Here is an 11,488-nt window from a genome sequence, read left to right on the forward strand (position 1 = left end):
GCTTGGTGCTGGTCATGAGGGGGTGGTTCTCCTGTCGTGCCCTCTCAGGCTAACCCGACGAAGCGGGGCGTCTCACCCAAGGCTGACAGAGAGGGACACGTCGATCGTTCCCCATCGAGCCAGCGTAGACCGCCTCCTGGACGAACGGCAGTTTCTGTAGGCGACGCGGTCACCTCCATCGTGATCATTTGTCAGACACAGCATCAAGTGAGTTACAGAAAACCGGGATTGGGCACGCGACGCCGGGTTATGCGCCTTTGCAGGTCATGCGGCCAGGGCGTGGCTGTGGAAGGCGGCAACGGCTTGGACTGCGACGGGGAGGCACGGTGCAGTCCGCTTACACGGTCTCGGCGCTGCCGTGAATCGCGTACTGGTCAAGCACCCTTGCCCGGGTGTTCTGAAGGCGGTAGGCGAGCACCCGTATTACCCAGTTGCCGACTGCGAGACCGAACGCCGGGTCGGCGTCCATGGCCATACGTACGGACATCGCGTCGAACTGGTGTGTGCGCAGCGGTGTCACAGCCTCGGCGCCGTTGCACCACTCGTAAGGCGGCAGTAGCCATGACCAGCCGACCAGTTCACCCGGCCCGAGCCGCTCGATGACTGTCGAGCCGCGGCCCGGCACGCGCATGTCCAGAGTGACGGTCCCCGACCGGACGATCCAGAATTGGTCGGCGGCACCACCCTCTTCGAAGAGCCTGGTCCCTTCGGTGAAGTTGACCTCCTGGGCAAGACTCATGAGACGACTGCGGTAGCTCGGTGGCAGAGAATTCGCCATCCTGGCTGGTGTGAAGGTGCGCATGATTCAGCCTCTCTTTGTGCATCAGTTCCAATGCCTCGGCGAGATGAGGGCTGCTCCGTCCGCAATCCCTGGCGGGCGCGCGATGCCCACGGCACCTCGCCGCGTTGTCGGAACACCCGTACATCCGGTATGCGAACGCTCCTGCGCCTTTCGATGCACCGCATCACGCCGCGCGCCCGGTACCGGTGTGAGTCCCGGGGCGGCGCTCGCGGCCTTGACCGGGGCCGCGTCCTCGACCGAGGAAACCCCTGTCAGGCTGACGGAGTGGGCGCTGTGCGCGTAGGTGTGGGTCGCCGCGAGGACCGGCGGACGGCGACGATCGGGCCATCGTCGTCTGCGATGGTCGCGCTCGTCAGGCCACGATGGCCGACCCGGCTCGCCCGCGCATCGGGGAACACAGCACACGTTCCGGCAACGCGGCGATCAGCCCCCGCCGTACATCACGCAAATCCCGCAGGGCGTCAGAGGCGAGCGTCTCAGTCGCTGCCTGGTACGCCGTCTCGTTACATCCGGCGCCGGCTTCGGGTCTCCAGGCATCGCGGACTCCTCGCCTCGGTACAGAAACACCAGAGGACTACAGCGTGCGCCTGAATCGGTCATTTGTCAGATAGCCGCGAGGGCCGGCGGTGTGTGAAACCACCACCGGCCCGACCCATGCGTACATAAGGTCACTGGCTCATCGCTCACGGCGATCAGCTCCGGTGTATTGGTGCGCCGCGGCACCTTCCCATGCAACCAGGGCCCGGCTGTCCAGGGCTCGTTCCGGGTCTTCGAGTCCCGCGTTGTCGAGGAAGACGATGAGTTCTTGATCGCTGTGCGCGACGCCCAACCGGCTTTCACGGCCATTGACGTGGACTGTCACCAGCCGTCCTCCGGACGGGCCGGGGGAATGGATGACTATCGGTGCTTTCGCCATGATTCCATGATGAGCTGCTCAGCTCGTGAATGCACGATGCCCTGGTCCATCTGCGTCACGCCGAATCTGCGTATTCGGCTGGAGGCGCAAGTGGTGCGATGGTCATTTCCCGAGTGCTCGCAAGGCGTCAGCCTCGTCACGCTGTGCGAGCGACCACTGTTGCGGCGGGGGCCGAGGGCAAGGTCTCCTCGGCCTTCATGGAGATGAGCGCTCCAAGTCCCACCGCTGGTGGTTCCAGGTAGTTCGCCGACTGCATGCCGATGGCGTCGCCGTCCCCCGGCGGCATGGAGGCGTGTCCCTGCGCACCGCCGGCCCACGCGGCTATCTGACAAATGACCCCGTCGGGCGCACGCTGTAGTCATCGGGTATGTCTGCTTCGATGCGAGGAGTACGCGATGCCTGGAGACCCGAAGCCGACGTCGCCGGACAGGACACGTGAGGTGGGCGTTCGAATCCCCCGCCGGGTTCCTGGGCTACTTCCCATCCGCCTTCGCACTCACGCATTCCAACGCCTGGACACCAGGGACCGCGCCGGTGAGTGTGGGTGAACGGACCGCCAAGCGGCAGGGACAGACACGCTCAGTCCCGCCACGGAAGGGACCACGCATGAGCGGCCGTCGCAGTGAACTCCCCCGACTCCTGGCAGCAGCGGAGACGGCTGCGCCCGTCGAGGCCGTCGACGTGGTCGCCGAGGACCTACAGCAGCGTTATGCGGCCACCGAGGTCTCCTTCCTCGTCGTGGACCTGACCGGGAGAACCGTCACACGCCTGTCCACATCCCCGGACACGGGCCAGCAACCCCAGCGGATTCCCATGTTCGGCAGCGTCTACGAGCACGTGATCCGCACTCAGCGCCTGTATCACGAGGAGAGCGGCGCCCAACAGCGGGTGATCGTGCCGGTCACCAACCGTGGCGATGCGATCGGGCTGTTGGAGCTGATCCTCCCCAGCGCCCCGGGCGAAGACGTTCTGCACGCGGTCGGGGAAGCCGCCCACGTGCTGGCCTACATCGTGATCGCCAACGGGCGCTTCACCGACCTCTACACCTGGGGCAAACGCTCCAGGCCTCCCACCCTGGCAGCAGAAATCCAGTACCAGCTGCTGCCCCAGTCACTCTCGTGCGAGGCGGCACAGTTCACCCTGTGCGGAAATCTGGAACCCTCCGAGGACCTCAGTGGAGACACTTTCGACTACGCCCTGGACCGCGACACCCTTCACATATCGGTGACCGACCCCATGGGCCACGATCTCGCCGCAGCCCTGGCCGCCACCATCCTGATAGCCGCCCTACGCGGCGCCCGTCGAGGGGGAAGCGGCCTGGCCGAGCAAGCCCACAGCGCCGACCAGGCCCTTGCCGATCACGGACACGGCCACGCCACCGGACAGCTGCTGCGCATCAACCTGCACACCGGGCAGGCCCGACTCGTCAACGCCGGCCACCCCTGGCCTCTGCGCATACGCGAGGGAGCCGTGGAAACGGTCACCTGTGAGGTAGACCCTCCCTTCGGACTGTCCCTCTCCGCTCCCCAGCCCTATCGCGTGCAGAACATCGACCTGCGCCCCGGAGACCGCCTGCTCATGCTCACCGACGGCATGCTCGAGCACCACGGAAAGCACGTGGACCTGCCCGCCCTCCTGAAGCACACCCGGGATCTGCACCCACGGGAGACCACACTCGCACTCACCTCCGCCATCCGGGACGCCGCCCACGGCCGCCTCGAAGACGACGCCACCGTGGTGTGCCTGGACTGGCACGGCCCTTACCAGACCCAGCGGCATGGCAACTCCGGTGCAGACACCCAACAGGCCTCCGCAAGCTGCATGCCGTGAGCAACAGTGCTGCCGGTCGATTCCACTGACGGTGGGTGGAGGCGCAGCCCGCACCGTGTGACACCGGACCGCCGCGCCGAACCACTCGTATCCGGTGTCGCCCACCCTGGGCCCGAAGGATTCAGTAGAGCTCAGGGGAGCCACGGGATGTCGCACAGTCCAGCTCAAGGGGGCGAGGGGCCCAGGTTCGTAGGTCCGTCCGCGTGGCCGCGTGCCAGCCGGGCAGACGCGAGCGGCCGGTCTACGATCGCACGGTGCCGACGGCGATCGAAGTCCTCAAGCGTTTGGTCATCGGGCGTGCCCGGCGAAGTGAGGAGCTGGGTGAGACGCTGCTGCCCAAGCGGATTGCGTTGCCGATCTTCGCGTCCGACCCGCTTTCCTCCGTGGCCTACGCCACGCAGGAGATTCTGCTGGTCCTCACGCTCGGCGGCTTGGCCTACCTGCACTTCACTCCATGGATCGGGGCGGCGGTCGTTACCCTGCTGACGGTAGTGGTTCTCTCCTACCGTCAGGTCGTCCATGCCTACCCGAGCGGCGGCGGGTCGTACGCGGTCGTCTCGACGAATCTCGGCTCCTCCGCGGGTCTCGTGGTCGGGGCATCTCTGCTGGTCGACTACGTCATGACCGTGGCGGTCTCCGTGGCTTCCGGGGTGGACAACATCATCTCGGCGCTGCCCGCCCTGGCCGACTACCGCGTGCTGATGGCGCTGGGTTTCGTCGGCCTGCTCACCGCGCTGAACCTCCGCGGCGTACGCGAGTCCGGCCGGTTGTTCGCCGCTCCCACCTATCTCTTCATCGGCGGCGTTCTGATCATGATCGGCACTGGTCTGCTGCGCTACGCCCTGGGCGATGCCCCGGTCGCCGAGACCTCCCAGTACGGCATCACCCCCCAGAAGGGCGATCTGGATCTTGCCGGGCTCGCGCTGGTCATGCTGGTGCTGCGCGCGTTCTCAAGCGGCTGTACGGCACTGACGGGTGTAGAGGCGATCTCCAACGGGGTGCCTGCGTTCCGCAAGCCCAAGGCGCGGAACGCCGCGAGCACCCTCGCCGTCATGGGCATCATCGCCGTCATCCTGTTCGTCGGCGTGACCACGCTTGCGATCGTGGCCAAGGTGCACATCGCCGACGACTCCTGCCGCTTGACCGGACTGCCCGACTGCGCCCACTACACGCAGCGCACCGTCATCGCTCAGCTCGCCGCGGCTGTCTTCGGGGGGTCCGCGAGCTTCGGCTTCTACTTCATCCAGGCAGCCACGGCCCTGATCCTGATCCTCGCGGCGAACACCGCCTTCAACGGCTTCCCACTGCTCGCGTCGATCCTCGCCCAGGACAGCTACCTTCCCCGCCAGCTCCACAACCGCGGCGACCGCCTCGTCTTCTCCAACGGCGTCGTCGCCCTGGCAGCCGTCGCCGGGCTCATGCTGTACGGCTTCAAGGCCGACGTCACCAGCCTGATCCACCTCTACATCCTCGGCGTGTTCACCTCATTCACCCTCTCCCAGACCGGCATGGTCCGGCACTGGAACCGCACGATGCGCACCGAGACCGAACCTGCCCTGCGCCGCCGTCACCATCTGGCCCGCGCGGTCAATGCCACCGGCGCCGTCGTCACCGGGCTCGTCCTGATCATCGTGCTGGCGACGAAGTTCACCCAGGGGGCATGGCTGGCCGTCGTCGCCGCCGCCGTGCTGTGGCTGACGATGCGAGGCATCCGGCTGCAGTACGACAGAACCGCCGCCGAAATCATCGTGACCGACCCGCGGCAGGACAGCAGCCCGCCCTCCCGGGTCCTGGCCGTCGTACTCGTCTCCACCCTCCACAAGCCGACCCTGCGTGCCCTCGCCTACGCCCACGCGTTCCGGCCCGACCACATCGAAGCTCTCACAGTCGAGGTCGACCCCGAGTCCACGGCCACCCTGCGCAGGCAGTGGAACGAGTTCGACATCCAGGTCCCGCTCAAAGTCCTGCGGTCCCCCTACCGTGAAATCACCAGACCAGCGGTCGAGTACGTGCGCTCCGTCCGCCGGGACGGAGCGCACGACATCATCGCCGTCTTCATCCCCGAGTACGTCGTCGGGCACTGGTGGGAGAACCTCCTTCACAACCAGACCGCCCTCTGGCTCAAGCGCCGCCTGCTCTTCACCCCCGGTGTCATTGTGACCAGCGTCCCCTGGCAACTGTCCTCCGCGACCGGCCCTCGACCGCTCATCGCCCGCGCCCCGGGATCGGTCCGCCGCGGAGAACCCCCCAATACCGTCGAATACACCACGGCGCACACTTCGTCACGACGGCCCGAGACGAAATGACCCGCCCGTCCCTACTCCGATTCAAGGCGAGCAGTTGTGCACCCGAGTTGGCGCACAGTGCCAACTCGGCTGCGGAGTCACATCTCGGCCATCGACCGCGACGAGGGCCACCCCCTTGACGCCGACGAGGGGAGTTGTTCACCTGCGTCACGCGCAGTGCCATCCGCCTGAGAGCGGGTGGTGCATGCTCAACCTGTCAGGCGGCATCGCGATTGCCGGCCTCCTGGGGGACTCGACGCGACTGGTCACCTCGGCGCTGGCGGTCGGCAGTCCCATCAAGAGGAACCGAGCCCTCACATCCCCAACTTCAGCCCACAATTACGACAGTTGCGCCGGGCGATCCAGCACCATCGAGGGCCGGCCCCCCCGTCGACCAGCCGACCTCACCGGTCAAGCCTCAGCTCAGGCAGCGGGAAGCCCAGAGCCAGAGCGGCGTCGGCGGGAGTGGCTTGCTGCCAGTGCTCGGCCACTGCTTCGTGTGTTGCCAGAGAACGCAGTTCAGCGCGGTCGAGATAGAGCGTGCCATCAAGGTGGTCCGTCTCATGCTGAACGATTCGTGCGGGCCAGCCTGAGAACTCCTCGTCGAAGCTTCGTCCGGCTTCGTCCTCCCCGCGCAGTCGCACGTGCGCATGCCGGGCAACGACGGCTTGCCAACCGGGGACGCTCAGACATCCTTCGAAGAACGCGGCCCGGCGCTCGCCGACGGATTCGTACAACGGGTTCACCAGCACCCGGAAAGGAAGCGGCACCCGGCCACGGACTTCGCGCACTTCCACGGGCATCTCCGGACGTGTCCCGCGCAGCTCAGGCGGCAACTCGACTGGATCCTCGATCACGGCAAGCCGCAGCGGGATCCCGACCTGCGGGGCCGCTAGACCCACCCCAGGCGCGGCACGCATGGACTCCTTCATCGCCTCGACGAGGCGAGCCAACCGCTCCGCACCGAGCTGTCCCTCGTAGGACGTGGCCGGCCGCCGCAAGACCGGGTCCCCGGCACAGACGATAGGCAGTGGTCGGGGACCAGAGAGAAGTTTCTCAACAAGATCGACAAGAATCCCGGTTTTCATCTCCTGATCTTCGCAGGGAATCCCGGCCTTCGGGCCGGAGGGAACGCGATCTCGGGACTGCCGTGACCTGTACCTCGACCCTCGGGGCATGGTCCTACGACCCGAAACCGCCTTGGCGGGTTGCCTGGAGCGCAACGATGCCCGCCCCCAGGCAACCCGACTTCTGAATCGCCCCGGGTTCGATAGAGATCTCAGATCATGGTTGTGACCTGGGGTTTCGTGGATTCCATGTAGAGGTGGGCTTCGGACTCGACGGGCGGAACGTGCCCTATCTCACCGTGGAGTCGGCGGTGATTATACCAGTCGACCCACTCTGCGGTGGCCAACTCGACCTGGGAGAGCGACTTCCAGGGCCGTTGGAACGCGCCCCTGCTGGCCATCTCGCCGGAGCGCCGACCACGCAAGGAAACCGTCTACATCGTTGACGGCACCCTGGTGCCCACCCGCGACCGCAGCGTCGCCGCGTCCAGCAAGAACTATCGGTACTCGACGAACCTGCAAGTCGTCATCGATGCCAACAGCCGCCTGGTCGTGGCGATCGGCCTCCCGCTGTCCGGCAGCCGCAAAGACTGCCGGGCGTTCACGGAGTCCGGCGTCGACCGGGCCTGCCGTGGAGCCCCGGTCCTAGCCGATGGCGGCTACCAGGGAACCGGCCTGCTCATCCCGCACCGCAAACGGCGTGGCCAGATGCGTCTCAGCCCACAGCAGGAGGCGGAGAACACCGTCCATCTGCGCCGCCGGTTCGGGACTGGTCGCCATCAGCGGCGTTCCTTCCTCCTCAAGACCGGATCCCGGCCCCGCTCTCGCGGAGCATGTCCTCGCGTTCGACGATCTTCACGCGTTCGCGGCTCTGCGGCTCGCCCAGGGCCTTCTCGGCGGCGTCCAGCTTGTACCAGCCCTCCCAGGTGGTGAAGTGGACCCGGCGCTCGGTGAGGAAGGCGTCCACGGCCTCGGGGTCGGGCGTGGCGGGGGTGTGCAGCCGGCCGTGGGCGTGGTCGTCGAGCAGGTTGGCGACCGTCTCGTTGGCGTCCCCCTTGGTGTGGCCGATCAGGCCGACGGGGCCGCGGCGGATCCAGCCGGTGACGTAGGTGGACTGCACATGGTTGCCGGCCTCGTCGATGACCCGGCCGCCCTCGTCCGGGACGGTGCCGGTCTCGGTGTCCCAAGGCAGCTTGGACAGCTTCTCGGAGAGGTAGCCGACCGCGCGGTAGACCGCGCTGACGTCCCAGTCCCTGAATTCACCGGTGCCCTTGACGTTGCCGGTGCCGTCCAGGGCGGTGCGCTCGGTGCGCAGGCCGACGACGTGGCCGTCCTCGCCGAGGATCTCCGTGGGCGACTCGAAGAAGTGCAGGAACAGCTTGTGCGGACGTTTCCCGACATCGCGGATCGCCCAGTTCTCCAGGGTCTTGGCGACGATATCGGCCTGCTTGTTGCCGCGCCGGGTCTCGATCGAGCCCGCGTCGTAGTCGATGTCCTCGGGATCGACGACGACCTCGATGTTCGGGGAGTGGTCCAGCTCGCGCAGCTCCATCGGGGAGAACTTCGCCTGCGCCGGGCCGCGGCGACCGAACACGTGGATCTCCACGGCCTTGTTCGCCTTCAGACCGTCGTGGACGTTCGGCGGGATCTCGGTCGCCAGCAGCTCCTCCGCGGTCTTGGCCAGGATGCGGGCCACGTCCAGCGCGACGTTGCCGACACCGAGGACCGCGACCCTCTCGGCGTTGAGCGGCCAGGTGCGCGGCACGTCCGGATGCCCGTCGTACCAGGAGACGAAGTCGGCGGCGCCGTAGGAACCCTGCAGGTCGATGCCGGGGATCGGCAGCTCGCGGTCGGCCGTCGCACCGGTGGAGAAGACCACCGCGTCGTAGAAGGCGCGCAGATCGTCCAGGCTGATGTCGGTGGGATAGTCGATGTTGCCGAAAAGCCGGATCTGCGGCTTGTCCAGGACCTGGTGCAAAGCGGTGACGATGCCCTTGATACGCGGGTGGTCGGGGGCGACGCCGTACCGGATCAGGCCGAACGGGGCGGGCATCCGCTCGAAGAGGTCGATGGACACACCGGGACCGGCGGCCACCTCGGACTTGAGCAGGGCGTCGGCGGCGTAGATCCCGGCCGGGCCGGCTCCGACGACGGCTACCCGCAGAGGGCGCGGCTCCTCGTACAGGTCGAAGGGGCCGAGATAGCCGTCGCGGTGGAACTGTTCCAACTCGGCTTCGGTCAGCGAGAAGTCGGGCGGCTGTGCGCTCATGGTGGCTCCAGACGTCGGTGTACGAGGAGGACGGGAGGCGGGTTCTAGGGGTGGGGCGGTCTGCCCGTGCCCGTGCCCGTCCGGGCGGTGCTCGCGGTGGGTGGGCCGAGCATCTCCATCAGGTCCGCGGTGATGACGTCGGCGATGGTCGGCAGTGCGTCGTTGATGAAGAAGTGGCCGCCGGGCAGGACGCTCTGCCGGAAGACGCCGTGTGTCTCCATCCGCCACGCTCCCATCCGTTCGGGAGAAGCGGGTCCGTCCTCGGCTCCGGAGAACGCCCGGACGGCGACCGGCAGTGTCGGCCGCGCGCGGTAGGGCCAGGTCGCGACCACGGTCAGATCGGCTCGGAGGGTGGGCAGCAGGAGGTCCAGCAGGTCCGGGTCGTCGAGCACGTGCGGTGCCGTGCCGCCGAGTTCGCGCAGGTATTCGACCAGCCGGTCGTCGGACTCGTTCCAGGCGGGCACCTCACGTTGCAGGTAGGGTCCCGGGCTCGCGGCCACGAACAGGCCCATGGGAAGCGGCAGTCCGCGGCCGCGCAGCGCGTGCGTGAGGTTGAACGACACCTGGGCGCCCATGCTGTAGCCGAAGAACGCATAGGGCAGATGCAACCGCGGGCCGAGCGCCTCGGCCAGTGCCTCCACCAAGGGTCCCATCCGGTCGTAGGGGCGTTCTGCGATCCGGTTCTCGCGGCCGGGCAGCAGCACCGCTGCGACGGAGACGTCGTCGGGCAGATGGTCCGGCAGGTCCCGGAACATGCCTGGTCCGCTGCCCGCGCAGTGCAGACAGAACAGCTGGCAGCGCGGATCGTCGCCGGAACTCAGTCGCCGCACCCAACGGTCCTGCCGGGCGCCGGCGGAAGCCGCCCCGCTCACCGCAGGTGCTCCGCGGCCGTGGGCAGGAGACCCGCCGAGAACACTCCGAGCAGCGCGGCATGCGCCTCGGTGAAGGTGTAGCGCTCATCCTCCAGCACCTCGAAGTCGGTGGTACCGCAGTCGGCCCGCCCGCCCATGCTCCGGTAGGGGACCTCGAAGTCGCGGGACCAGCCGATGGCCGTGATCGCCACCGGCAGACGCGGTGGATCGGGCAGGTGGTAGCGCTTGTTGGCCTCGATGTCCTCGCGGAGGATGCCGAGCGTGTGATCGATGAGGCTCGGTACCCGTTCGCCGCCCAGATCCACCGGCGCGCGGTCGCCCAACCCGTCCTCGGCGATGAGGAGTACCGCGCCGGCGTCGCGGACCAGCCGTGCCTGCCGATCGGCCGGGTCCTCCGGGTCGAGCACCAGGTAGGCCCCGCCGGTCTCGAGGATGCTCAGGAGGGTGACGACGAGCTCCGGTGAGCGTTGCTGCAGGACGGCGGCCACCCGGTGCGTTCCGAGTCCGGCCGCTCGATGGCGTACGGCCGGTTGCTCGGCGCGCGCGTCGAGTTCTCCGTATGTCAGCACTCGGCCGGCTCGGCTGACGGCGGGCGCCTCGGGTGTGGCGGCGGCCCGCTCGGCAACCAGTTCGTGCACGCAGCGCGGTGGTGGCGGCGTGCGGTCGCCGTGGCCGAGGACCCGCAGTCCGCGGCTCTCCGCCTCCGTGGCCGGGCTCAGGGCCGACACCGCACGGCGGGCCGGGTCGTGGGTCCCGCACAGCGAGTCGGTGCATGCCGCGGCCTCCGGACCGGGGGCGCGGGCGCCATGGGCCAGGAGTGTCAGGTTGTCTGCCTCGTACCCGAACGTGTAGTCGGTCTCCGGCACGTCCTCCTGCTCCTCGGCGCCGGCACTCGATGCCTCGGGAAGTTCGTCCAGGGCGGCCGTTGTCCGGTCTGCGAGGACGGAGAACGAGGGGTCGTCGCCCGGTTCGACGGTGACGACGCTGGAGCCCGCGGTGCCGTCGCCGGAGACGTGGCAGCCGATGGTGACGTCGTCCCGGCGGGCGCGCCGGTGGACCACCGCGGCGAAGGAGGCGAGCGCGTGCGGCGCCGTCACGCGCCGCGGTACGGCTGTCCGGCTCATGAGTTCGGGCATAGGCGTCCTTGTCGAGGGAGGAATCAGGGATTTCGGCCGCCGAACAGGCAGCTGTCATGCCGTTCGTCACGGCCGCCGACATTTGCCAGGAACGGAATGCGCTGAACCGGCTTTCGTGGACCGGATTTCCGAAGACCCGAAGGCCGCCCGGCATCGCCGTGTCCGTCCATGTCCTACAGTGCCGCCGGAATGAGTATCAATCGCCTTGAATTCGAACCTGAGTTCCGCAGTTAGCAGTGCCGACTAGGACACGAATATGTGGGTTGACCTGCGAAAATGCCTGTGAGCACGCCGAGATGGCGTGTCACTAG

9 protein-coding genes and 2 pseudogenes are annotated in these 11,488 nt (G+C 67.7%); 3 read left to right on the plus strand and 8 right to left on the minus strand.

Annotation, left to right across the window (positions count from 1 at the left end; genetic code table 11):
* Positions 1 to 337: 337 nt before the first annotated feature.
* From ACFU5K_RS29440 to ACFU5K_RS29450, 3 genes are all read right to left on the minus strand, one after another.
* On the minus strand, positions 338 to 739 hold the full coding sequence (locus ACFU5K_RS29440; protein WP_384066997.1) for a cyclic nucleotide-binding domain-containing protein: 402 nt from the start codon (positions 737 to 739) through the stop codon (positions 338 to 340).
* A 739-nt stretch (positions 740 to 1,478) separates the two neighbouring features.
* Positions 1,479 to 1,718: a hypothetical protein gene (locus ACFU5K_RS29445; RefSeq protein ID WP_384067000.1), complete on the minus strand. Its 240-nt coding sequence runs from the start codon at positions 1,716 to 1,718 to the stop codon at positions 1,479 to 1,481.
* A gap of 136 nt (positions 1,719 to 1,854) precedes the next feature.
* Entirely contained in the window at positions 1,855 to 2,004 is a 150-nt protein-coding gene (locus ACFU5K_RS29450) for a hypothetical protein (protein WP_384067003.1), read from the minus strand.
* 320 nt (positions 2,005 to 2,324) lie between these two features.
* Here ACFU5K_RS29450 and ACFU5K_RS29455 point away from each other — a divergent pair, with 320 nt between their 5' ends.
* Entirely contained in the window at positions 2,325 to 3,548 is a 1,224-nt protein-coding gene (locus ACFU5K_RS29455) for a PP2C family protein-serine/threonine phosphatase (protein WP_384067006.1), read from the plus strand.
* Between the two features lie 254 nt (positions 3,549 to 3,802).
* Positions 3,803 to 5,854, plus strand: coding sequence for an APC family permease (locus ACFU5K_RS29460; RefSeq protein WP_384067009.1), 2,052 nt, complete (start codon positions 3,803 to 3,805; stop codon positions 5,852 to 5,854).
* A 383-nt stretch (positions 5,855 to 6,237) separates the two neighbouring features.
* Here the strand turns inward: ACFU5K_RS29460 and ACFU5K_RS29465 are convergent, their stop codons facing one another.
* Both ACFU5K_RS29465 and ACFU5K_RS29470 read right to left on the minus strand, forming a co-directional pair.
* On the minus strand, positions 6,238 to 6,921 hold the full coding sequence (locus ACFU5K_RS29465) for a peptide deformylase (RefSeq protein ID WP_384067012.1): 684 nt from the start codon (positions 6,919 to 6,921) through the stop codon (positions 6,238 to 6,240).
* Positions 6,922 to 7,112: 191 nt separating this feature from the next.
* Positions 7,113 to 7,274, minus strand: a pseudogene (locus ACFU5K_RS29470) (integrase core domain-containing protein); the annotation flags it as partial.
* A 10-nt stretch (positions 7,275 to 7,284) separates the two neighbouring features.
* On the opposite strand from ACFU5K_RS29470, the pseudogene ACFU5K_RS29475 reads away from it, so the two are divergent.
* Positions 7,285 to 7,662, plus strand: a pseudogene (locus tag ACFU5K_RS29475) (transposase); the annotation flags it as partial.
* 37 nt (positions 7,663 to 7,699) lie between these two features.
* Here the strand turns inward: ACFU5K_RS29475 and ACFU5K_RS29480 are convergent.
* The 3 genes from ACFU5K_RS29480 to ACFU5K_RS29490 all read right to left on the minus strand — a co-directional run bounded on the left by ACFU5K_RS29480 (position 7,700) and on the right by ACFU5K_RS29490 (position 11,165).
* Positions 7,700 to 9,064: an FAD-dependent oxidoreductase gene (locus tag ACFU5K_RS29480; RefSeq protein WP_384067019.1), complete on the minus strand. Its 1,365-nt coding sequence runs from the start codon at positions 9,062 to 9,064 to the stop codon at positions 7,700 to 7,702.
* 149 nt (positions 9,065 to 9,213) lie between these two features.
* A complete protein-coding gene (locus ACFU5K_RS29485; protein WP_384067015.1) occupies positions 9,214 to 9,999 on the minus strand; it encodes a thioesterase II family protein in 786 nt (261 codons plus the stop codon).
* 38 nt (positions 10,000 to 10,037) lie between these two features.
* Positions 10,038 to 11,165, minus strand: coding sequence for an AMP-binding protein (locus ACFU5K_RS29490; RefSeq protein WP_384067016.1), 1,128 nt, complete (start codon positions 11,163 to 11,165; stop codon positions 10,038 to 10,040).
* Between the last annotated feature and the right edge of the window lie 323 nt (positions 11,166 to 11,488).

The organism is Streptomyces sp. NPDC057428 (assembly GCF_042803195.1).
Taxonomy (GTDB): Bacteria; Actinomycetota; Actinomycetes; order Streptomycetales; family Streptomycetaceae; genus Streptomyces.